Genomic DNA, 22,494 nt, shown 5'->3' on the forward strand with positions numbered 1-22,494 from the left:
AAACGGAGATAGATAAGAAAATGGGCCTCAGATGGGATTAGTATTTCGTTGGCTGGTGCGCCTCGCCACGGGCCTCGTTCTTCTTAGTCTGGCCGCCGTCATACTGGTCTACTTTCTGGCCAGCCAATCCCTGCCCGAATACGATCAAACCGTTGAGGTACGCGGGCTGACTGCGCCCGTGGAAATCGTGCGCGATACCGCCAATGTGCCGCATATTCTGGGCGAGACTGACCCGGATGTCTTCTTCGGGCTTGGGTACGCACATGCGCAGGACCGTCTGTGGCAAATGACCGTCCTGCGACGCACCGCCCAAGGGCGCTTGTCCGAAGTGTTCGGAGCGCGCACGGTTTCAATCGACAAGTTGCTGCGACGGCTTGACCTTTACGGCCTCGCCCATCGCTCGGTCGATGTGCAGGACGACTATACCAAGGCTGCGCTGCGCGCTTACGCGGCCGGTGTCAACGCGCGGCTGGACGAAATCAACGAGATGGCGCTTGGGCGTGGCGCGCCCGAAATGTTCCTGTTCAATGCGCCTGTTTCCCCTTGGCAACCCGGTGACAGCCTCGCTGTGATCAAATTGATGAGCCTTCAGTTGTCCGGCCATCTTGAAGACGAAGTGCTGAGGGCGCGCACGTCGCTCATGCTGAACAACTCGGCGCGGCTGGCCGATATCCTGCCCGATGTACCGGGTGCCGGAATTGCGGCCCTGCCCGAATATGCCGCCTTGTTCCCGGGTTTGCCCCGATATGTAGACGGATCGCCGATGCCAGACAGTCCGCTTTCGCCATTCCCGAAACGTGGATTAGCCGGGGCATCAAACGCCTGGACTGCAGCACCATCACGATCGGCCATTGGTGGGACGCTGCTGGCGAACGACCCGCATCTGGGTTTCACTGCACCCGGAGTTTGGTATCTGGCCCGGCTGGAACTTGAAAAAGGTGGCGTCATCGGCGCAACGATTCCGGGCATTCCTTCGGTCATGGCGGGGCGCAGCGATCGGCTGGGATGGGGGCTGACCTCATCTTATCTGGATGATCAGGACGTTCATATTGAACAGCTCAACCCCGACAATCCCGAAGAATACCTGACCCCGGACGGGTACAAGTCATTCCGAACCCGCCCGTCAATCATCGAGATCAAGGATGAGGCGCCCATCACACTGACCCTCCGATGGACGGAGAATGGACCCCTTCTGCCCGGCAACCACTACGATCTGGGAACCATAACACCGCAGGGCCACGTTGCATCGCTGTCCTGGACGGCCCTAAGTGCGCAAGACACGTCAATGACCGCGTCGATGGCCTTGATGAATTCTGATACCGTGCCGCAGGCGATTGACGCAGCCGAACTGTTCATCTCCCCATCTCAGAACCTGTCGCTGGTGGATAAGGACACGATCGGCATGAAGCTGATCGGGGCCATGCCCAAGCGCGACCTGCGCAATCAAAGCCGTGGACGCATCCCCACCCCCGGATGGCTGACCGAGAACCGCTGGCAGGGCCGCCTGCCCTATGCGGACAACCCCGAGTTTGTGGCCCCTGCCGGTGGCATACTGGGCAACACAAACAACAAGGTCATAGACCGCCCCTTCCCCGAGCATGTTTCATATGAATGGGGTGACACGCAGCGCATTCACCGCTGGGAACGCCTAATGCAATCGCGCGAGGTTCACACGCGTGACAGCTTTATCGAGGCGCAACTGGACACCGTCAGCTTTACCGCCCGCTCGCTGCTGCCCTTGATTGGCGCGGACCTGTGGTTCACCGGAGCATCGGCCCCAGAAGGCACGCCCGAGCGTCAGCGCCAGATCGCGCTGGGATTGCTGGCCGAGTGGAATGGCGAGATGAACGAACATCTGCCCGAACCTCTGATCTATGCCGCTTGGCTGCGTGCGCTGCAAATCCGCCTGATCTCGGACGAGCTTGGCCCGTTGGCTGCCAAATACAAACATGTTGAGCCGCTGTTCATAGAACGTGTTTACCGCGATATCGACGGCGCGGCAGTATGGTGTGACGTACGTCAAAGTGCGCCCACGGAAACCTGCACGGATATGGCGCGGCTGGCGCTGGACGACGCGCTGATCTGGATTTCCGAGAAATATGGCGGGTCGCTGGAATCCCTGCGCTGGGGCGATGCTCATCAGGCGACCCATGATCACCCGGTGCTGGGCTCGGTCCCGGTTCTGCGGTTCTTCGTCAATATCCGCCAATCCACCAGCGGCGGCGACAATACATTGCTGCGTGGGCGCACGTCGGGCGAAGGGCCGGACCCGTTTCAGAACGTGCACGGCGCGGGTTATCGGGGCGTCTATGATTTCGCGGACCCTGACAGTTCAGTCTTCATTACGGCCACCGGTCAATCGGGCCATTTCCTGTCGCGCTACTATGACGATCAGGCGCAACTTTGGCGGCGTGGGGAGTATATTCCGATGTCGCTGGATCTTGATCTGGCCCGTGCAGCGGCCGTTGGCGTGACGAATTTGATCCCGCGCTGATTTCGTCTGTTCGGCAAGACCTTGCCCCTTTTTCACGGTTGCGTGGACGCAGCCCCTTGTTTTGGCTTACGATCCCAGTGGTCATTGATTGGAACCGGGGGGGTATTCATGGCCAGTATTCGGGACACGTTGAACAACCTCGCGCGGGATTACGCAATCGCGTGGAGCTCTGGCGATCCCGAAGCGGTCGCCGGTTTTTTTGCACCGGATGGAACAATCACAATCAATCGTGGTGATCCGTTTGTCGGACGCTCGGCAATCGCGGATATGGCGCGCGGGTTCTTTGACGAGTTTGTCGACCTAGAAGTTCGATGCGATATGCTGAGATGGGCCGGAACCCACGCAATCTTTGTCTGGACACTGGAAGGGCACCACGCCGAAACCCGCAATCACGTCATCACCCGGGGTTGGGAAGAATGGGACATGACGGCTGACAACAAGGTTCAGTCTTCGCTGTGGTGGTACGACGCCGAAGACTATCAGCGGCAGATCGACGGGGTCTGACCCAGCCTACCCCTTGGTAATCTGGTACGAACGTGGGATGCCCTGCGTGATCCCGAACCAGTCCGAGTTTTGCGTGCGTTCCTGATGCGCATCAAACGACGTTTGATCCCGAAACACCTCGTTGACATTAAACCGACCCGGGGTTTCCGCGTCTTCGGTGACTTCGAAGGACAAGCACCCCGGTTCCGCCCGTGTCAGCGCAATATGCTTGGGCAATGCGGCGCGTACTTGCTCAAGACGATCTATCGGTACGTCGATATGACCAGTCAAAAAGACCTTGCTTTCGGACACTGTGCCCCCCGTCAACTCAAAGCGCCGAAAACTGAGCGGCCTGCTTGTCGGTCCAGAGAACCGTGATCTGGAACCCGTCCTCTGTCTGCTTTTCGGATCGGACGACGTCCTGACGGAATAGCCACGCGCGCTTGTCGCCTTCGGCAAATCCAAGGGTCAACGTGCTTTCGTGCCGTACGCCCTGCAGTTTGACCGCGATATCGGCCAGTAGCGGCTCTATCCCCTCACCCGTCACTGCGGAAATCGCAAAGATCGCAGGATCGCGATCCGAACGCGCTATGGCGGCTTCGCGATCCTCGTCGCTCAATAGGTCGATCTTGTTCCAAACCTCAAGCCGCGGACGTTCATCATCAACCCCAAGCGAGCTCAGGATCGTTTCGACATCCCGCGCCTGTTCGTCGGTTTCGTTATGGCTGATATCGCGCACATGAACAATGATATCGGCGCCCAGAACCTCTTCCAGCGTGGCGCGGAAGGCCGCGACCAGCTCGGTCGGCAGGTTCGAGATGAACCCAACTGTATCCGACAGGATCACCTCGGGGCCATCAGGCAGTTCAACCCGGCGCATAGTCGGGTCCAACGTGGCGAACAACATGTCCTTGGCCATCACCTCTGCCCCAGTCAGCCGGTTGAACAGCGTCGACTTGCCTGCGTTCGTGTAGCCCACTAGCGCAACGATGGGATATGGCACCTTAGCGCGCGCCGCACGGTGCAGGGTGCGGGTCTTGACCACCTTCTGCAATTGGCGACGCAAACGAACAAGCTGTTCGTCAATGGCGCGTCGGTCGGCTTCGATCTGTGTTTCACCCGGACCGCCGACAAATCCCAGCCCGCCCCGCTGCCGTTCAAGGTGGGTCCACGCCCGAACAAGGCGCGTCCGCTGATAGCTGAGCGCAGCCATTTCGACTTGCAGAACACCCTCGCGGGTCCGCGCACGATCGCTGAAAATCTCAAGGATCAGCCCCGTCCGATCAAGGATTTTGACCTTCCAGGCTTTTTCAAGGTTGCGCTGTTGAACAGGGGTAACCGGCCCGTCAATCAGAACCAGTTCGATTTTGTTATCGTGCATCCGTTCTGCCAGTTCTTCAATCTTGCCGCTGCCGAACAGCAACCCGGGCTGGGCGCGTTGCAGGCGCACGATTTCCGAGCCGACCACGTCAAGATCGGGCAAAGCGGCAGCCAGTGCCACCGCCTCTTCCAGCGCCGGTTCAGGAACACGGCGCTGTTCATCTGACTTGATTTCCGGATGCAGCACCCAAGCGCGGGTGCGCGTCCTATCGTGTTCCATCAAGAGGCGTCTTCGCCCTCATACAGGCTGATCGGCTGCGACGGCATGATGGTCGAAATCGCGTGCTTGTAGACCAACTGCGACTGTCCGTCGCGGCGCAACAACACGCAGAAGTTATCGAACCAGGTAATCACACCCTGCAATTTCACACCGTTGATCAGGAAAATTGTGACCGGGACCTTTGCTTTCCGTACATTATTCAGGAACGCGTCCTGCAGATTCTGTCTGTCCGAAGCCATATTTTTATAATCTCGCCATTGTTCTTGCTACGCGCTGCGGACCAACGCGCTCCCTCCGGCGGAGTATGGAGTGTCGTTAACCGAGTTTCCAGATGAAAAATAAGACATTCTGCGGGTGTGGATTCTTAGCCCCGCCAAAGTGTTGGCGTTATCAGCGCTACAATCGCCAGTGTTTCAAGCCGACCAATGACCATTGCGGCGCACATTGTCAGCTTGGCACCTTCCGACAAGTCCACCAGCCGCAGCGGAACATCCGTGGCCAGTTCGATCAACGGCCCGGTCGTACTAAGCGCGGCAACCGTCAAAACCATCGCCTGTTCAAACCCAGCCCCGGTCGCGGCCAGCAGCAAGTTGAAGGCCGCAGCGGTCAGCGCAAACATCATCAAAAAGATCCAAGCGATGAAGGCACCATCGCTTTGGATGCGTCTGTTGCCGCCACCCACCCCACTTACCGAGGACGGATAGATCAGTCGATCAATTTCGCGCGCACCGTTGAGGTACAGGGCAAACACGCGCAACAGTTTGACGCCACCTGCCGTTGTCGCAACGCCCCCGCCAATCAAGGCCAACCCCATCAGGATCAGGCCGGGTGTTCCTAATCCGGACAATTGCTGCGCGTCGTTCCAGTTGGCACTTTCGAATCCTGCAGTCGTGAGAAAGGACAAAGCCGTGAATGTCATGCCCCAGATAACGTTCAACGCCTGCAGCGGCTCCATCGTGTTGCCAATTTCATTCACACCCGCCCACACACGAATGAACAGCAGTATCGCGACCGAAAGGACAATCATCAGCCCGATCCGGAATTCCGGGTCTTTGTCCAGCCGAGAATACCCTGTCATGGCTGTATCGGTCGAAAACGTCAGACGGGAGAGCGCGAAGAAGAGAAACAGAAACAAAATCGCCTCGCCGGTAATTCCCGCCTGCGCGCCCTCAAGCCCCCCCACAGGCGAAATGCCGGACGTTGCCATGGTAGACATGGCATGGCAGATCGCGGTCAAACCCTGCTCACCCGCGATCAGCAGAAGCAACCAGATCACTGCCGTCAGACCGGCGTAGACGGGCGTCAGAGTACGCGCGACACGTATCAACCGACCACGCGGATCGACCTTTTCACTCTGCGCCACGCCCGAGACCGGGCGTCCCGGCTGCCCTCGGGCCGTTACTTCGAACCCACCCAGTGACAAGGGTGCCAGAATAGCTGCGGCAGAAATCCACATCAGCAAGCCACCCATCCATCCCACTTGCGCCCGCCATAGATGTAGCGGCGCGGTCAATCGGTCAGGGTCGGGAAAAATGTCCGCTCCGGTCGTCGTCAATGCGCTGACCATGTCGAAATACGCATTCAGGAACGTGGTGTTCCCCAAAGCATCATGCAGCGGGATCGCCAGAAAGATCGGCAGGATTGTAAAACAGGCCAGCAACACAGCCAACTGCCCCAATGTGCCGCGCCGTGGAACCCGGTTGGATGATGCAAGCGCAACGGTTGCAACGACAAACAACCCCAACAACCCCGAATAGAAGAAAGACCGGGACGTGTCGTGGTCATCCAGCGCGAGCGCATAGATCGCGGGGACCCACATCGACAAAGCAGCGATGCCCCAGATCAGCAGGAACAACGGCAATCGCCGCACCAGCCCGATCCTGTGTGCCTGCGCCCGCTCCATCAGAAGAAATCAATCGAGACCTGTAGCAACCGTTCGACCTCGGGCACGTCCTTGGCCATGGCAAAGATGGCGACCACGTCTTTTTCCTCGATCCGCAAGCTGCCGGTTGGCCGAAACAATTCTTCCCCTTTGCGAACCGCGCCAACAAGGACACCTTCGGGAAAGTCGATATCGCGCAACCGCTGCCCCGCCATAGGTGAGGTGGACAGAACCTCAGCCTCGATCACTTCGGCCTCGGCATCGCCGATGGAATAAACCTGCCGAACACGTCCATGGCGAATGTGACGCAGGATCGAGCTGACCGTGGTCGCGCGCGGGTTGATATAGGCATCAATTCCCAAAGGTCCCATCAAAGCGACCATGCTGGGGTCATTGATCAGCGCAATCGCCAATGCACAGCCTTCGGCCTTGGCGCGCACGGCAGCCAGCATGTTGGCACGGTCGTCGTCAGTGACGGCCAGCATCGCGTCTGCACGTTCAATCCCGGCCTCGCGCAGCAAAGCGGCATCAAGCCCGTCGCCATTCAGAACAATCGTACGCTCCAGCGCCTCGGCCGCGAGTTCGGCGCAATTGCGGTCCCGTTCGATGATTTTGGCACGTACGCGGCTTTCGCGTTCTTCCAGCGTGCGGGCAACTTCGAGCCCGACATTCCCGCCGCCGACGATGACGACGCGATCCTGTTTCTTTTGCGCCTTTCCGAACACCTCCATCGTGCGGTCCACGTCTTTGACATTGGCAAAGACATAGCATTCGTCGTCGACGAAAAGTTGGTCCTCGGATTCGGGGGCAAAAAGGGTGCCTTCGCGCCGCACCCCGACGACAACAGAGCTGAGCGTGGAGAATAGATCGGTCAATTGCCGCAAAGGGGTGTTCACAATTGGGCAATCCTCGTCGATGCGAATCCCCAAAAGCTGCGCCTGGCCGTCCATGAACATTTCGGTATCAAAGGCTGAAGGCGCCGAAAGGCGGCGCATGGCGGCGGCTGCGACCTCTCGCTCTGGGCTGATCACCACGTCGATGGGAAGGTGATCCCGGCGATAAAGATCCGAGTGGATCGCCTCAAGATAAGATTGTGACCGCAGTCGCGCGATTTTCCGCTGAATCGAGAATACCGAATGCGCCATTTGGCAGGTGACCATATTCACCTCGTCCGAATGGGTGGCGGCAATGATCATCTCGGCGTCGCGCGCACCTGCGCGTTCCAACACGTCGGGGTAGCTGGCGAACCCGGCGATGCCCTGAACGTCCAGTGTTTCCGTCGCCCGCCGCACGAGGTCCGGGTTATTGTCCACAACCGTTACATCATTCAATTCGCCCGACAGGTGCCGTGCAATCTGCCAGCCAACCTGACCAGCACCGCATATGATGACCTTCATGTTTTTGGCCCTCTTGCCTGAAATCTTTGAATGACAGATGCCCTTATAGCGGTCAATTGAATTGTCATACCCGTGCAATCAAGGCAAGATAACCCTATGAAAACAGTGCTTCGATTGCTTATTCCTGTTCTGACGCTCACCTCATGCGGCCCACTTTCCATGTATTACCGTGAGGGTGAAAGCGTATCGCGCATGCAAACGGACACGACCGAGTGTCGGGTGCAGGCGGTCAACAACGTGCCAGTCGCCACTCAAGTGCGGCAATCCCCGCCAACATATTGGCCCGGTCGAACCTATTGTCACGGGAACGGAAGATGCTACCGATCGGCTGGATGGTGGCAGCCGGGGCAAGTCTACACCGTGGATGTGAACCAAGGCCTGCGCAACAATGTCGAAGCGCAGTGCATGGCCAAAAAGGGATATCGACCCGTCAGCTTGCCGCCGTGCAGGCAAAATGTGAAATCACGGGTTCCTGCGCAGCGAACGAGACAACTCCCGCCGCTGAGCACCGAGTCGTGTTTCGTCAAATTTAACGACGGCGCGTTTCAGATCATAACCCCCGGAGTACCGGGCTAAAGTCACCGGCAGCTTATTCTGCCGGCTCCGGTTCATCCAATTGTGCGACACGTGCACCCGACTTGTTCGACGTCACAACGCCCAGTGATTTCAGCTTGCGGTGCAGCGCGCTGCGCTCCATCCCGACGAAGCTGGCGGTGCGGCTGATATTGCCACCGAAACGGTTGATCTGAGTCAGCAGATATTCACGTTCGAACGCCTCGCGCGCCTCACGCAGAGGCAACGTGGCCAATGCACCTGACAGTACGACACGGCCGGAATCGTCCGCTTTCTCATCCTCGGCGGGCAGCTCCTTGGCCTCGATTGGGCCCGTGCCGTCACCCAGGATCAACACCCGTTCGATCAGGTTCTTCAACTGGCGTACATTGCCCGGCCAGGTCATCGTCTGCAGCAGAGCGACGGCTTCATCAGATATCTCACGCATGGGTAGACCTTGGGATTCATTGCACATTTCGATGAAATGCTGCGCCAGAACCGGGATGTCCTCGCGCCGGTCTTCAAGCGAAGGCACATCAATCGGCACGACGTTCAAACGGTGATACAACTCTTCCCGGAACCGTTCTGCCGCGATCTCTGCGTCAAGATCCTTGTTCGTCGAAGAGATCACCCGCAAATCCACCCGCACCTTGTCAGATCCGCCGACGCGCTGAAACTGCTGATCAACCAATACGCGCAATATCTTGGATTGCGTGCCAAGCGGCATATCCGCAACCTCGTCAAAGTAGACTACGCCCCCATGCGCTTCTTCCAGAAGTCCGGATTCAACACCGCGCTCCGACGACTCTCGTCCGAACAGAACCTCTTCGACCCGCTCAGGTTCGATACCCGCGCAGTTTACAGTCACGAAGGGCGCATTCGCCCGGTTGGAATGGGCGTGAATATAACGCGCCGCGATTTCCTTGCCGGACCCGGCAGGGCCGCTCAACATTACACGGCCATTCGATTTGGTAACTTTGTCCAACTGACTTTGCATCGAACGGAAGGCGGCGGACTTGCCGATCATGTCCGAATTCGTGACTTCTTTGCGCTTGAGCGATGCATTCTCGCGGCGCAGGCGCGAGGTTTCCATTGCGCGCCGGATCACCACCATCAACTGATCAATGTTAAAAGGCTTTTCGATAAAGTCGTAAGCCCCCTGTTTGATTGCAGCCACGGCAATTTCAATATTCCCGTGCCCCGAGATGATCACCACTGGCACATCGGGATTGTCACGTTTCACAGCCTTGAGGATGTCGATTCCGTCCATGCGGCTGTCCTTTAGCCAAATGTCCAAAATCAAAAGCCCCGGCGGTTCCGAATTGATTGCCGCCATGCACTCGTCCGAGTTGCCAGCCAGCCGGGTTGAATAGCCTTCGTCCTCCAGAATGTCGGACACCAGCTCGCGAATATCGCGTTCGTCATCTACGATCAGAATGTCACTCATCTTTGGCCTGCTTTCAGTTTGTTTATATGATTTGCCTGCTTTTGTGGCGCAGCCGACTGGGTAAATTTGCCCCCCGGCAAACGGATAACGGCCATCGCGCCAAAATGGTCCTGTCCCTCAAATACCGGTGCATCTTCCAACGTCAGCGCACCGCCATGTTCTTCGATAATCTTCTTGACGATAGGCAGTCCCAGACCGGTTCCCTCGTCACGTGTGGTTACGTATGGCTCAAACAGCCGCGCCCGATCTTCGGGCAACCCTATTCCGTTGTCTGCAATGGTGATGATTGTCCCTGCATCATCACAGGTTACATCCACTTTTATCTGTGGTTTGAGATTTTTCGGAGCACCTTTTTTCTTCAAGGTTTCAATCGCTTCTCCGGCATTCTTGATAAGATTGGTCAAAGCCTGATTCAGCATCGTCGCGTCCAGATCCGCCACGACTGGGTGGTTCGGAAGCGTTGCATCAATCTGAACGTCGGGCTGACCGGATTGTTGCAGCAACACCGCCTCGCGTACCAGATCGACGACGTTTTCCTCGTGTCGGTCAGGTTCGGGCATACGCGCAAACTTCGAAAACTCGTCCACGATCCGCCTTAGATCATTGGTCTGCCGCACAATCACGTCCGTCATGGATTCGAGGCTGTTGCAATCTTCCTCATCCAGCTTGCGAGAGAATTTTCGTTTGATCCGCTCGGCACTCAGTTGAATTGGGGTCAGCGGGTTCTTGATCTCATGCGCAATGCGGCGAGCCACATCACCCCAGGCCGCCATGCGCTGCGCGCTGACCAGATCGGTTACGTCATCAAAGGCCACAACGTAACCTTCCAGACCACCATCCTCGCCCCGCCGGATTGCCATGCGCACCAGAAGGTTCTCCAACCTGCCCTTTCGGGTCACTTTGACCTCGCCCTGAACGGCTTCCTGACCGCTGTCCTTGAGGCTTTCAAACAAAGGAAGGAACTCCGGCACGGCAATACCGATGGCCAGATGTTCTTCCTTACTGGACCAGTCCAAAAGGCGTTCCGCCGACCGGTTCACGAATGTCACGCAACCATCGGAATCCACACCCACAACGCCGGACGTTACAGAGCTGAGGACCGAGTCGAACAGCCGCCGACGCCGCTCAATCTGGCGCGTATTTTCAAGCAGAGTGTCGCGTTGGCCTTTCAGTTGCCGAGTCATCTGGTTGAAATAACGGCCCAACATGGCGATTTCGTCGTCGCTGGCCTCTTCGATCACCTGCACACTCAGGTCACCCGCCCCAACCCGCTGCGCCGCCGTGGTCAATCGTCCGACAGGGCGTGACAGTCGCTCGGCAAACCACATGCCCAAAGACACAGCCGCCAAAATCAGGATCACCGCAAAGCCCAGATAAAGCAGGCCAAACTCGAACAGTACCCTGCCCCGTTCGTTTTCAAGCTGTTGATAGAACTGGACTGTTTCTTTGGTGTCGTCCAACAAGGTAAGCAGTTGCCCGTCTACCTCACGACTGACGTAAAGATAGCGATCCAAATAGGCCTGAAGGGGTACCAAGGCCCGAAACTCGCTGTTTTGCCAATCGGCAATTATCAGCAATCCAGTGTCCGTCGCTTCGATCATCTGCTCAGGCGTAGGGGCTTCGTAGTTGAACAGGTACGAACGATCGCCCCGGGATTTGATCTCGCCACTGCCGTCGATGACGTAAGCCTCGCGCAAGCCCCGCTGAATCTGCGACTGGCCCTGCGCCAGAACGGTGCGCAATTCGGCGTCCGAAATGTAGTAATCCCGCGCTCGAGCCGTATCCAAGAACCGCGCCAGAACGGTGGCGTCTTGGGTAAGTCCTTCGCGGTGCTCCTGTTCATAAGCCTCAGCAGCGGTCAAGGACGAGCCTACAACTTCGCGGACGCGGTCCGAGAACCAACCTTCAAGCCCGATATTCACCGTCAGCCCTGCGAAAATCGCGACGGTGACTGTTGGCACCAGCGCCAACAGCGTGAAAGCGCCGATCAGACGCAAATGAAGACGAGAACCCGCGGATTTAGCCCTTCGCGCGGCGATCAGGCTTCCAAGTTGGCTTAGGACCAGTGCCGCAACGACCAGAACATATACTAGGTCAGCCAGCAAAATCAGGCGCAGCGTCGGCGCCGTCGTTCCCAGATCGAATGGACCAATGACAAGGTAAGTGGCCAACGCAAGGACGGGGCCCAGCAAAACCAGACCCAAGGTGCTAAAATTGCGCAGCTTTCGTGACTTTCTCCACCGATTGATCGATAGGATCAGCCCGCTCTGTGCCCGGGTTGCCACCGTCTGCCCTCATCCTGATGTGCCGCTTGCGCGGCTTACCGCCATATTTCGTGGTCGTTGCCGGACATAGGCCCGGATGCCACGCTTTGTGTGGCTATATTACATCAGTTTGCGTCGCCGTGTCACCTGAATATCGAGATCAGTAATCTTTTTCCGGAGCGTATTCCGGTTTATGCCCAGCAGATCGGCACATTTCGCCTGATTTCCGCCGGTTGCGTCCAACGCCAGCTCGATCAAAGGGGCCTCAACCTCGCGCAGGATGCGTTGATACAGGCCCGGAGGTGGCAATAAATTGCCGTGCAGATCAAAGTAACGACGCAAATGACGCGCGACAGAGGCGGACAGTTTTTCGCGCTCACCATCCCCCAGAACCGGTTCGGCTTCGGGTTGACTGCCCAAGACCATCTCGACCTCGGCCTTCGAAATCTCGTCGGCGCGGCTGGTCAGGCTTAGACGGCGGATCGCATTTTCAAGCTGCCGCACGTTGCCGGGCCACGAATACCGGCGTACTAGTTCCACCGCCTCGGGGCTGAGCCAGCGTTTTGCGCCATGCTCGCGCTCCTCTCGCGCCAGAAAATGATCGGCCAAAAGCGTGATGTCATCCACCCGTTCGCGCAGGGCCGGAACATGGATTGTTGCGCCACACAGCCGGTAATACAGGTCCTGCCGAACACGACCGCTTTCCATCGCTTCAGTCAGGTCCGACTGGCTGGTGGCCATGAATCGGGGGACATGATCGCCCGGTGTGTCCATCATCCGCACAATCCGGGCCTGCAATTCATCTTCGATATCCGCGATCTCATCAATCAGCAGCGTGCCGCCACGCACACGGGCCATCACGCGGGCCGGACCTTCCAGATCACGCAAGTCCGCAGCCGTGGCTGTGACAAACGGCAACGTCCGGCGATCAGAGAAATCATGAATAGCACGTGCTATCAGAGACTTACCTGTTCCGCTTTCACCCGAAATCATCACTGAAAGATCGGTATTCATCACCCGCGCAACCAGACGATAAAGCGCCTGCATGACCGGTGTCCTACCGACCAGCGGCAGTTCTTCAGGGCGATCATCCGACGGTTCCGTGACCTCGGTTTGAACCCGCTGTTTCTGCTCCAACGCCCGCGCGGTGCGCTTCATCAGGTCTGGAAGGTCGAACGGTTTGGGCAAATAGTCATATGCGTCCGCCTCTGCTGCCTGAATCGCCGTCATGATCGTGTTTTGCGCGGAAATGACGATCACCGGCAGACCGGGCCGATCTTGGGCGATCTTGGGCAACATCTCCAACCCGTTCCCGTCCGGCATGACAACGTCCGAGATCACGACGTCACCCTTACCTTCTCCGACCCAGCGCATCAGCGTGGTCAGCGAGGATGTCGCATGTACCTTGCACCCTGCCCGCGTCAGGGCCTGTGTCAGGACCGTGCGGATTGTGCGATCGTCATCTGCGACCAATACTGTTCCATCCATCGGGTGCTCTCCTTATCTTCAGCTCTTGCCGGCTGTGTTCTACGTTGCGTCTTTTGGCGCCCGCCTCAGCGAGATGCGGAACACCGTGCGACCCGGCACCGAGTCGGCGGAAATCCAGCCGTCATGGTCCGAGATGATCTTGCTCACCAGCGCCAGCCCAAGGCCGGTGCCGTTTTCCTTGCCCGACACGAACGGGTCAAAAATATCGCTGCGAATCTTATCCGGCAGACCCGGCCCGTCATCCATGATTTCGATCTGCAGGGGCAGCGAATGCCCCGATCCATCGCTTCGCCGCAGTCGGAAGGAATGTTCGAAATACGTGCGAAGCCGGATTGTTCCCCCTTTAGGATCAGCTGCTTCCGACGCGTTCTTCAACAAGTTCAGTACAACTTGCAGAAACTGATCCGGGTCTCCATAGGCCAACGGCAACGAGGGGTCGTAATCTTCGATGATCGTCATATGGGCACCAAACCCCAGCAGCGCCGAGCGCCTTGCACGGTCCAGAACATCGTGAATATTGACCGGCTTGAAATCGGGCTGCGAGAGGTTGCCGAACTGCTCCACCTGCTCCAACAGCTTTACGATCCGGCGGCTTTCAGCGACGATAAGATCCGTTAATTCAAGGTCTTGCTGCGAGATATTCATGCTCAATAACTGCGCTGCCCCAGTTATTCCGGCCAACGGATTCTTGATCTCGTGCGCCAGCATTTCGGCCATGCCGATGGCGGACTGCGCCGCAGATTTGACCGTATTGCCGCGTGTCATCCGCCCTGCCAATTCGCGCGGCGAGATGATCATGATCATCGACCCCGTATGCCCAACCAAAGGTGCAATCTGCAACGCGCATTGCAGCGGCGCGCGACTGCCGGACCCTACGTCAACGTCGTTCACGAACAACGGGGTGCTTTGCTGACGGGCGCGCAGAAACGCCTCTTCCAGCGGGGCATCGACAGCGATCTGGTCCCAGACTGGGTTGCCGATTACGGACTTGCGGGACGCATTCAAAAACCCTTCACCCGCCGAATTTACATCGGTGATCCGGTCCTCGGCGTCAATAATGAAGGCTGGAACCGGCAATGAGGCCCAAATGCTCTGATCCGAAGTCATGCCGCAGCCTCCGCATCGCCTATAAGCGCATCGCCCAGCAGACGCAGAACCTCAGCCGTGTCGCGGGACGTCAGCACAGCGCGACGCAAACTCGGGGAGGTACCTGCCTCATCCATGTACCAGCCAAGGTGTTTTCGTGCGACCCGCAGCCCCAGGTCTGCACCATAGAATTCGAGCATTGACTGATAGTGCCCCTGCACCATTTCAACCAGATCATCACCTGTGGGAACGACCGGAGCTTGGGCGCCATACAAGTCGTGGCAAATCTGCGCCAGCAACCACGGCTTACCCTGGGCACCCCGCCCGATCATGACCCCATCTGCGCCCGACTTTTCCAGTGCAGTCCTCGCCGCGCTTGCGTCCACGATATCGCCATTGGCAATGACAGGGATCGATACAGCCTCTCTCACGGCCCGAATTGCGGCCCAATCCGCGCGCCCCTTATAGAACTGACACCGCGTGCGGCCATGGATCGTGACCATACGGATACCCGTGTCCTGCGCACGCCGCGCAACGTCCGGGGCATTCAACAGGTTATCGTCCCAGCCAAGGCGCGTCTTCAGCGTGACCGGCACGTCAACGGCATTCACGACTGCCTCGATCAGCGTCAGCGCGTGATCCGGTGTCTTCAACAACGCCGATCCGGAATAGCCGTTCGTCACCTTCTTGGCCGGGCACCCCATGTTAATGTCAATCACCCGTGCACCCCGATCTGCAACCTGCCGTGCAGCTTCGGCCATCCAATCTGCCTCGCGCCCTGCTAGTTGAACGGCGGTGTTTTCGACGTCGGCCGAAAGCTCGGCCCGCTCGCGCACGCCGGGCTTAGCTTGAACCATCTCCTGACTGGCGACCATCTCACTGACGACCATCCCGGCGCCAAAGCGCATCACCAGATCACGAAACGGCCGGTCGGTGATTCCGGCCATCGGAGCCAGCATGACTGGCGGGTTCAGGTCTTTGTCAGCGAGTTGCAGAGTCAACGTGCTTAATCCTTGGGCAGTTGCGGCTTTGATATCGAATTGAGCGTATATGAACAACAAAACGGGGGGGGTAGAAGCCCGGAAAATCATCATGTGCCTATTTTTTAAGCACGGTTACGCGGGTGATTGCCTCTGCATTCACCGCACCCTAAACATTGCGCTCAAATCACCGGAGTGACCGCCCCATGACCACCGCCGCAATCATCGTCGCCGCAGGACGCGGAACGCGCGTTGGAGGGGATATTCCAAAACAGTGGCGACCACTTGCAGGGCGTCGCGTCGCGGACTGGACGATTGACCGCTTTCAGGGTCAGGTCGACCACATCGTTCTTGTCCTGTCCGAGGGCGATCAACCCGCCTGGAGCGAGTTTGAAAGAACGAACCTGATCCTCGCCGCAGGTGGGTCGGACAGGGCAGCGTCTGTGCGCAACGGATTGGACGCGCTGGCCGATTTGGAAATCGAACATGTTCTGATTCACGATGTGGCGCGCCCTTGCGTGACCACCGATCTTATTCAGTGTGTTCTGTCGGCCCTGAACGATTCCCCTGCTGCCGCTCCGGGGCTTGCCGTCACGGATGCCTTATGGACCGGAGATGGACATTTCGTTACGGGAACACAGGACCGAACCGGCCTGTTCGCTGCGCAAACGCCACAAGGCTTTCACTATGGTGCGATTGTCTCAGCCCACGCGGCCCATCCCGGAGGCGCAGCAGACGATGTCGAAGCCGCACGCGCGGCGGGTCTGGACGTGGCGATTGTTCCAGGTGATGCGGCCAACTTGAAAATTACACGGCCCGAGGATTTTGCCCGGGCTGAACGCATAATGGGAACGAATATGAATGTAAGACTGGGCAACGGGTACGACGTGCATCGGTTTGGCGACGGGGATCATGTGATCCTGTGCGGCGTGAAAGTTCCGCATGATCGCGGCCTACAGGGCCACTCAGACGCAGATGTGGGAATGCACGCCGTGACTGATGCGATCTATGGCGCGCTGGCACAGGGTGATATTGGCCAGCACTTCCCGCCCTCGGACCCGCAATGGAAGGGCGCGGCCAGCAAGATTTTCCTGCGTCACGCGGTCGAACTGGCCGAAACGATGGGTTACGCAATTTCGAATGTGGATTGCACGCTGGTCTGCGAATACCCCAAGATCGGCCCCCATGTGAGCGCGATGCGCGCGGAAATGGCCCGGATTATGGGCCTACGGACCGATCAGGTCTCGGTCAAAGCGACCACATCTGAACGTCTGGGCTTTACCGGCCGAAGCGAGGGGATCGCCTCGCTTGCCACCGCCTGTCTGGTGAAGTCATGACCGCCGCGCGCCTGATCGGAACGGTCTGCGGTGTGGGTTATCTGCGCCCTGCGCCGGGCACATGGGGATCGCTGGTCGCCCTGCCCCTTGCGTGGCTGCTGCATACGCTGGGCGGCTTTCCCCTGCTGGTGATCGCCACGCTGGCAGCGTTCCTGGGTGGCCTTTGGGCGACCCGCGTGATGACTGCAGGGCAAGAGGATCACGATCCGTCCGAGATTGTTATAGATGAGGTCGCGGGCCAGTTCATCGCGCTTTGGGCGGTTTCCTACCCCTCATGGGCGCATGGGATCGACATTACCGCACTCTGGCCCGGTTGGATTGCCGGTTTCCTGCTATTCCGGCTGTTCGACATCACCAAGCCCGGTCCGGTTGGTTGGGCCGACCGCAAGGGGGATGCGATGGGCGTTATGCTGGACGATATGATCGCCGGGGTATTCGCCGCCATTGGTGTGATACTGCTGGCAGGGCTTGCACATGGAGTTCTTGGGCTATGAACGTGACTGACCTGCTTGACCGCGCCAAGGTGCAAGGGGTGATGATCGCCACCGCCGAAAGTTGCACAGGGGGCATGGTGGCCGCGGCGCTGACCGACATTCCTGGAAGCTCGGCGGTGGTTGACCGCGGTTTCGTCACGTACACCAACACCGCCAAGCAACAGATGCTGGGTGTTAACGCCGGGACGCTGGACGCCCATGGCGCAGTCTCGGAACAGGTCGCCCGCGAGATGGCCGAAGGAGCGTTAGAGCATTCAGATGCGCAACTGGCCGTGTCCATTACCGGTATCGCAGGCCCCGGCGGGTCCGAGTTCAAACCCGAAGGGCGCGTGTGCTTCGGACTAGCTGCCAGCGGGATGCCAACGCATGTTGAAACCATCGAATTCGGCGCGCTCGGCCGTGACAAGGTTCGCGTTGCCGCGCGCGATCACGCGTTGAACTTGCTTTCAACTGGGCTTTTCACACTCGCCTAAAAATAAAGCATTTTGCCAGATTTGATGCGCATTTAATCATCACTTCACAAAAAGCCCCCAAAATAGGCGGGTTTTTCGATCATTGCCTCTTTTTTCCACGCTCTCCCTCCGCTTCAAGCCCCGCCACACATGCTGATGAGGAGAGCGGCCAATGAATGGAGCCGATACCGCCTGGATCATAGTTGCAACCGCACTGGTCCTTTTCATGACACTTCCGGGCCTGGCCCTGTTCTATGGCGGCCTTGTGCGTGCCCGTAACGTGCTGAGCGTTTTCATGCACTGTTTCTCGATCGCAAGCCTGATGAGCATTCTGTGGCTGGTCGCGGGCTACTCGATTGCGTTCGGCGACGGCGGGTCGGGCCTGTGGGGCGGTCTGGGCAAAGCCTTTCTGAACGGCGTCGATGCAGACAGCCTTTCAGGCAATCTGCCCGAGGTTCTTTTCTTCGCGTTCCAGATGACATTTGCCATCATCACGCCCGCGCTGATCGTGGGTGCCTATGTGGAACGCGTTGGTTTTGGCTTCGTGCTGACCTTCTCGGGCCTGTGGATGCTGCTGTGCTATGCGCCGGTGGTGCATTGGATCTGGGGCGGCGGCATGCTGACCGATGGCGGTATTCTGGGTGAGGTCGGCGTGCGCGACTTTGCAGGCGGAATTGTGGTGCATGAAACCGCAGGTCTGGCCGCGTTGATCATTGCCGTGGTGCTTGGTCCCCGCCTTAACCGCACGACGCCGCCGCACAACCCCGGATTCGTGATGGTTGGTGCCGCGATGCTGTGGGTCGGCTGGTTCGGCTTCAACGGTGGGTCGCAACTGGCCGCTGACGGCGGTGCCGCGATGGCGATGACCGTGACACATATCTCGGCCGCAACCGCCTCGCTGACATGGGCGCTGTACGAGCGGATCAAGTACGGCAAAGCCTCGATGGTTGGTCTGGTGACCGGCACGATTGCGGGTTTGGCGTCAATCACCCCGGCTTCGGGCTATGTCGATCCGGTGCAGGCGCTGATCATCGGTGCTGTCGCAGGTGTGTTGTGCCAAGAGGCCGTCAATGTCATCCGCAACGTGCTGAAAATCGACGACACGCTGGATGTCTTTGCCGTGCATGGTGTCGGAGGCATTTTCGGCACGATCATGATCGCCGTGTTCGGCCTTGGCGCTTGGACCGCACAGTTGGGCGGGTTGGTTATCGTGGGTGCCTTTACGGCAGTTGTCACATTTGTGTTGATCAAGGTGGTTGCGCTGATCACCCCGCTTCGCGTAGACGCCGAGACCGAGACAAACGGCCTCGATCTGTCGGTACACGGTGAGCGGGCCTATGACATGAGCAGCTAAGCCCACCTTGGCGCTCGGGCCCTTTTGGGCCATGGCGGGCCTCGCATCTGCGGGGTCCGCTTTTCTTTTGCCCGCCCTCTCGACTCTGGGTGGCGGGGCGCGCTATCAGCCCGCAACGTGTTTTCAGCCCAGAGGTTTGCACCATGATCCCCAGCTCGTACCCCGACAGCACCGAAATCGCCCGCCTGACCGCGCGGATGCTGCTGGAGATCAAAGCCGTCCACTTCAATTCGCGTGAGCCGTTCACGCTCGCTTCGGGCCTGCCTAGCCCAACCTATATCGACTGCCGCAAGCTGATTTCATACCCGCGTATCCGGTCGACCTTGATGGATTTCCTGACCGTTACCGTGATGCGGGACGCGGGGTTCGAGGCATTTGACAACATCGCGGGTGGAGAAACCGCTGGCATCCCGTTTGCCGCCATGGTGGCCGAGCGCATGGCCCTGCCGATGACCTATGTACGCAAAAAGCCCAAAGGCTATGGCCGCAATGCCAGGATTGAGGGCGCAATGTCCGAGGGTGAGCGGGTCTTGCTGGTCGAAGACCTGACCACCGATGGAGGTTCCAAGCTGTCATTCGTCGACGCGATCCGCGATACGGGTGCCACCTGCGGCCATACCGCAGTAATCTTCTACTATGGGATCTTCCCCGAGACCGAGAAAACCCTGGGCGACCATGGCGTGAAGCTGCATCACCTGTGCACCTGGTGGGATGTTCTGGCCGAAGCAAAGGCGCAGAAAGCCTTTGATGCAGAGACACTTGATGGCGTCGAAGCCTTCCTGAATGATCCGCGTGGATGGCAGGAAACCCACAAAAGCTGATAATCCACCTGTGCATAAGCTGGGGGTAACTCGGCGTAGAATCGCCCCTAGACGCTTGCATCTAGTATCGCTGGCTGGATGGCGCACTAAATGTTGCGCGGCGCGGCGTTCTTTGGCAAAGTTGTCCAAACTTATCCCAAGCTGAAGCCGAGTTATACGCAACTTATCTTCAGAGATTTACAGATGGCCCAACAGGTGCCGGAATGATTAGAACTGTCGCACGGGCAGCGGGGACAAAATGAACGAGATTAGCAGCATCGAGCAGGCAGCGGCGCAGATTCAGAATGCCGAAACTATGCCGCACTCCATCGAGGCCGAGCAGCAGCTTCTGGGCGCGATCCTGACGAATAATGATCTGTATGACCGGGTGGCCTCGATCATCGGGGCCGAGCATTTCTATGACCCGGTCCACGCCCGCATCTATGAAGTCGCCGCCAACCGCATCGCCAAGAATGCGCTGGCCTCACCCGTCACGCTGAAATCCTTCATGGCCGAGGATGAGGGCCTGAAGGAATTGGGCGGCCCCGCCTATCTGGTCAAACTGGCGGGCGCCTCGATCAGTGCGTTTGCCGTGCATGATTATGCCCAGATGATCTATGACCTGGCCATTCGGCGCGAGTTGATCCGACTGGGTCGGGACATTTCGGACAAAGCGGCGCGGGTCGATGTATCAAGCGAACCAAAAGAACAAATCGTCGAGGCCGAGCAACAGCTTTATCAGTTATCCGAGCAGGGCCAGACCGAACAGGGATTTCAATCCTTCCTCAAGGCGGTCACAGAAGCCGTCAACGTCACCAACGAAGCGTACCAGCGCGGCGGTGGCATGGCGGGGATATCCACCGGTCTGGCCGACTTGGACAAACAGCTTGGGGGCCTGCACCCCTCGGACCTGATCATTCTGGCCGGGCGTCCGTCGATGGGGAAAACCTCGCTTGCGACCAACGTGGCGTTCAACGTGGCCAAAGCATACAAGCGCGGCACTAAATCGGATGGGTCCGAAGGAGCGGTTGACGGCGGCGTGGTCGGGTTCTTTTCACTGGAAATGAGCGCCGAGCAGTTGGCGGGCCGGGTTCTGGCCGAAGCGTCCGAAATCTCAAGCCACAAAATCCGTCAGGGTGACATGACGGAATCCGAATTCCGCCGTTTCGTGGACGCCGCGAAGGAGTTGGAAGCCTGCCCGCTTTTCATCGACGACACCCCGGCCCTGCCGATTTCGCAGCTTGCCGCCCGCGCGCGGCGGTTGAAGCGGACACATGGGCTGGACCTGCTGGTGATCGACTATTTGCAACTCTGCCGGGGTATGTCCGACAACCGGGTGAACGAAATTGCCGAGATTTCGATGGGCATGAAGGCCATCGCCAAGGAATTGAACATCCCGGTCATCGCTCTGTCTCAGCTGTCGCGTCAGGTCGAAAGCCGCGACGACAAGCGCCCGCAACTGTCAGACCTGCGGGAATCAGGCTCGATCGAACAGGATGCCGACGTGGTGATGTTCGTGTTCCGCGAGGAATATTATAAGGAACGCGAAAAGCCCGGCGATCATGAGCTGGAAAAGATGGAAGAGTGGAAACAGGCGATGGAACGCCTGCACGGCAAGGCCGAAGTCATTGTCGGCAAGCAGCGACATGGTCCCATCGGCACGGTCGAACTGTCGTTCGAGGCGCAATTCACCCGCTTCGGCAATCTGGTCAAACCCTGGCAGCAGGACGGCCAGATCGAAGGCTACTGACCTACCACAATTCAGGCTTGTCAAACGCGGGAACGCAGCGCGACGGACCAGTGAAAGGGGCCGCGTCGCCCTCAGCCAGCGACTGACCGATCCATCCGTGCGGCTGGCTCAGCTTCTGGGGCGGACGGGCGAAATCCTGCGCCATCGGTTTGAACCCTGTCTTTCCGTAGTAGGCAGGATCACCGTAAGTTATCGCGAAATCAACGCCTTGCCCCTTCAGGTCGTCCAGCGCGAAACGGATCAGCCTTTGCCCAATCCCTGCTTTCTGGCGATCGGTTTTAACGGCGACCGGCGACATCAAAACGACGTTGCGCGGGTCTTCATCGTAAAACAAGCGCGAAAAGAGGATGCACCCCAAAAGCTCTTCACCTTCGCTTGCCAGATAGCAGCGCAGATCGTCGTCTTCGGATGTCCCCATCAAATCCTGCACCAACGACGTCAGAGCCTGACCTTCGGCCACTCCTTCGGAGGCTGTGAAAACGTCCCCATAAAACGATGGTATCTGCGCCTCAAAACCGGCGTATCCCGACGTAAGTTCAATCATGTTCGCCCTTTTCCCGCCGTCACAGCCCAAGTGAACGATTCCCCTGGCTGGCCGCTGTTGATCACAAGTTAAACACAATAGGGCACCCGT

Annotated in this window: 19 protein-coding genes; 8 read left to right on the top strand and 11 right to left on the bottom strand. The window is 58.5% G+C overall.

Annotated elements, in window-relative coordinates:
- The first annotated feature begins 31 nt into the window (after nucleotides 1-31).
- Together GOX75_RS05770 and GOX75_RS05775 are read left to right on the top strand one after the other, a co-directional pair.
- On the top strand, nucleotides 32-2,494 hold the full coding sequence (locus GOX75_RS05770) for a penicillin acylase family protein (RefSeq protein WP_171121595.1): 2,463 nt from the start codon (nucleotides 32-34) through the stop codon (nucleotides 2,492-2,494).
- A gap of 108 nt (nucleotides 2,495-2,602) precedes the next feature.
- The gene (locus tag GOX75_RS05775; RefSeq protein WP_171121596.1) at nucleotides 2,603-2,998 is read left to right on the top strand and encodes a nuclear transport factor 2 family protein; all 396 of its coding nucleotides are present in this window, start codon (nucleotides 2,603-2,605) and stop codon (nucleotides 2,996-2,998) included.
- 6 nt (nucleotides 2,999-3,004) lie between these two features.
- On the opposite strand, the gene GOX75_RS05780 is transcribed toward GOX75_RS05775, so the two are convergent.
- From GOX75_RS05780 to dusB, 10 genes are all read right to left on the bottom strand, one after another.
- The gene (locus tag GOX75_RS05780) at nucleotides 3,005-3,289 is read right to left on the bottom strand and encodes a putative quinol monooxygenase (protein ID WP_171121597.1); all 285 of its coding nucleotides are present in this window, start codon (nucleotides 3,287-3,289) and stop codon (nucleotides 3,005-3,007) included.
- A gap of 16 nt (nucleotides 3,290-3,305) precedes the next feature.
- Nucleotides 3,306-4,577 (bottom strand): GTPase HflX, encoded by a 1,272-nt coding sequence (gene hflX / locus GOX75_RS05785; RefSeq protein WP_171121598.1) that lies wholly within the window; start codon nucleotides 4,575-4,577, stop codon nucleotides 3,306-3,308.
- Nucleotides 4,577-4,816: an RNA chaperone Hfq gene (hfq, locus tag GOX75_RS05790; RefSeq protein WP_010440340.1), complete on the bottom strand. Its 240-nt coding sequence runs from the start codon at nucleotides 4,814-4,816 to the stop codon at nucleotides 4,577-4,579. Before hfq ends, hflX begins: the two co-directional genes overlap by 1 nt.
- Nucleotides 4,817-4,941: 125 nt before the next feature.
- Nucleotides 4,942-6,480, bottom strand: a complete 1,539-nt coding sequence (locus tag GOX75_RS05795) for a TrkH family potassium uptake protein (RefSeq protein WP_171121599.1) — start codon at nucleotides 6,478-6,480, stop codon at nucleotides 4,942-4,944.
- A complete protein-coding gene (trkA, locus tag GOX75_RS05800; RefSeq protein ID WP_171121600.1) occupies nucleotides 6,480-7,856 on the bottom strand; it encodes a Trk system potassium transporter TrkA in 1,377 nt (458 codons plus the stop codon). The genes GOX75_RS05795 and trkA overlap by 1 nt, the downstream gene beginning before the upstream one ends.
- Nucleotides 7,857-8,445: 589 nt before the next feature.
- The gene (locus GOX75_RS05805; protein WP_171121601.1) at nucleotides 8,446-9,855 is read right to left on the bottom strand and encodes a sigma-54 dependent transcriptional regulator; all 1,410 of its coding nucleotides are present in this window, start codon (nucleotides 9,853-9,855) and stop codon (nucleotides 8,446-8,448) included.
- Entirely contained in the window at nucleotides 9,852-12,140 is a 2,289-nt protein-coding gene (locus tag GOX75_RS05810) for a PAS domain-containing sensor histidine kinase (RefSeq protein ID WP_171121602.1), read from the bottom strand. The genes GOX75_RS05805 and GOX75_RS05810 overlap by 4 nt, the downstream gene beginning before the upstream one ends.
- 99 nt (nucleotides 12,141-12,239) lie before the next feature.
- Nucleotides 12,240-13,607, bottom strand: a complete 1,368-nt coding sequence (locus GOX75_RS05815) for a response regulator (protein ID WP_171121603.1) — start codon at nucleotides 13,605-13,607, stop codon at nucleotides 12,240-12,242.
- A 39-nt stretch (nucleotides 13,608-13,646) separates the two neighbouring features.
- A complete protein-coding gene (locus GOX75_RS05820) occupies nucleotides 13,647-14,714 on the bottom strand; it encodes a nitrogen regulation protein NR(II) (protein WP_171121604.1) in 1,068 nt (355 codons plus the stop codon).
- A complete protein-coding gene (dusB, locus tag GOX75_RS05825; RefSeq protein ID WP_256368054.1) occupies nucleotides 14,711-15,694 on the bottom strand; it encodes a tRNA dihydrouridine synthase DusB in 984 nt (327 codons plus the stop codon). The genes GOX75_RS05820 and dusB overlap by 4 nt, the downstream gene beginning before the upstream one ends.
- Before the next feature lie 185 nt (nucleotides 15,695-15,879).
- Between dusB and GOX75_RS05830 the strand changes: the two genes are divergently transcribed.
- From GOX75_RS05830 to GOX75_RS05855, 6 genes are all read left to right on the top strand, one after another.
- Entirely contained in the window at nucleotides 15,880-17,010 is a 1,131-nt protein-coding gene (locus tag GOX75_RS05830) for a bifunctional 2-C-methyl-D-erythritol 4-phosphate cytidylyltransferase/2-C-methyl-D-erythritol 2,4-cyclodiphosphate synthase (RefSeq protein ID WP_171121605.1), read from the top strand.
- Nucleotides 17,007-17,504, top strand: coding sequence for a phosphatidylglycerophosphatase A (locus GOX75_RS05835; RefSeq protein ID WP_171121606.1), 498 nt, complete (start codon nucleotides 17,007-17,009; stop codon nucleotides 17,502-17,504). The genes GOX75_RS05830 and GOX75_RS05835 overlap by 4 nt, the downstream gene beginning before the upstream one ends.
- A complete protein-coding gene (locus GOX75_RS05840) occupies nucleotides 17,501-17,977 on the top strand; it encodes a CinA family protein (protein WP_171121607.1) in 477 nt (158 codons plus the stop codon). The genes GOX75_RS05835 and GOX75_RS05840 overlap by 4 nt, the downstream gene beginning before the upstream one ends.
- Nucleotides 17,978-18,128: 151 nt before the next feature.
- A complete protein-coding gene (locus GOX75_RS05845) occupies nucleotides 18,129-19,310 on the top strand; it encodes an ammonium transporter (protein WP_171121608.1) in 1,182 nt (393 codons plus the stop codon).
- A 143-nt stretch (nucleotides 19,311-19,453) separates the two neighbouring features.
- Nucleotides 19,454-20,131, top strand: coding sequence for an orotate phosphoribosyltransferase (locus GOX75_RS05850; RefSeq protein ID WP_171121609.1), 678 nt, complete (start codon nucleotides 19,454-19,456; stop codon nucleotides 20,129-20,131).
- A gap of 238 nt (nucleotides 20,132-20,369) precedes the next feature.
- Nucleotides 20,370-21,860: a replicative DNA helicase gene (locus tag GOX75_RS05855; protein ID WP_170383012.1), complete on the top strand. Its 1,491-nt coding sequence runs from the start codon at nucleotides 20,370-20,372 to the stop codon at nucleotides 21,858-21,860.
- A gap of 1 nt (nucleotide 21,861) precedes the next feature.
- Here the strand turns inward: GOX75_RS05855 and GOX75_RS05860 are convergent, their stop codons facing one another.
- Nucleotides 21,862-22,404, bottom strand: a complete 543-nt coding sequence (locus GOX75_RS05860; RefSeq protein WP_171121610.1) for a GNAT family N-acetyltransferase — start codon at nucleotides 22,402-22,404, stop codon at nucleotides 21,862-21,864.
- Nucleotides 22,405-22,494 lie beyond the last annotated feature (90 nt).

The sequence above is a fragment of the Ruegeria sp. HKCCD7251 genome, assembly GCF_013031165.1.
GTDB lineage: Bacteria > Pseudomonadota > Alphaproteobacteria > Rhodobacterales > Rhodobacteraceae > Ruegeria.

Coding starts and splice junctions, on each gene's coding strand:
- GOX75_RS05820 (WP_171121604.1), bottom strand. CDS start 14,714: ATGACTTCGGATCAGAGCATTTGGGCCTCATTGCCGGTTCCAGCCTTC.
- GOX75_RS05855 (WP_170383012.1), top strand. CDS start 20,370: ATGAACGAGATTAGCAGCATCGAGCAGGCAGCGGCGCAGATTCAGAAT.
- GOX75_RS05860 (WP_171121610.1), bottom strand. CDS start 22,404: ATGATTGAACTTACGTCGGGATACGCCGGTTTTGAGGCGCAGATACCA.
- GOX75_RS05795 (WP_171121599.1), bottom strand. CDS start 6,480: ATGGAGCGGGCGCAGGCACACAGGATCGGGCTGGTGCGGCGATTGCCG.
- GOX75_RS05835 (WP_171121606.1), top strand. CDS start 17,007: ATGACCGCCGCGCGCCTGATCGGAACGGTCTGCGGTGTGGGTTATCTG.
- GOX75_RS05830 (WP_171121605.1), top strand. CDS start 15,880: ATGACCACCGCCGCAATCATCGTCGCCGCAGGACGCGGAACGCGCGTT.
- GOX75_RS05775 (WP_171121596.1), top strand. CDS start 2,603: ATGGCCAGTATTCGGGACACGTTGAACAACCTCGCGCGGGATTACGCA.
- trkA (WP_171121600.1), bottom strand. CDS start 7,856: ATGAAGGTCATCATATGCGGTGCTGGTCAGGTTGGCTGGCAGATTGCA.
- GOX75_RS05805 (WP_171121601.1), bottom strand. CDS start 9,855: ATGAGTGACATTCTGATCGTAGATGACGAACGCGATATTCGCGAGCTG.
- GOX75_RS05850 (WP_171121609.1), top strand. CDS start 19,454: ATGATCCCCAGCTCGTACCCCGACAGCACCGAAATCGCCCGCCTGACC.
- hfq (WP_010440340.1), bottom strand. CDS start 4,816: ATGGCTTCGGACAGACAGAATCTGCAGGACGCGTTCCTGAATAATGTA.
- GOX75_RS05815 (WP_171121603.1), bottom strand. CDS start 13,607: ATGGATGGAACAGTATTGGTCGCAGATGACGATCGCACAATCCGCACG.
- hflX (WP_171121598.1), bottom strand. CDS start 4,577: ATGGAACACGATAGGACGCGCACCCGCGCTTGGGTGCTGCATCCGGAA.
- GOX75_RS05845 (WP_171121608.1), top strand. CDS start 18,129: ATGAATGGAGCCGATACCGCCTGGATCATAGTTGCAACCGCACTGGTC.
- GOX75_RS05840 (WP_171121607.1), top strand. CDS start 17,501: ATGAACGTGACTGACCTGCTTGACCGCGCCAAGGTGCAAGGGGTGATG.
- GOX75_RS05770 (WP_171121595.1), top strand. CDS start 32: ATGGGATTAGTATTTCGTTGGCTGGTGCGCCTCGCCACGGGCCTCGTT.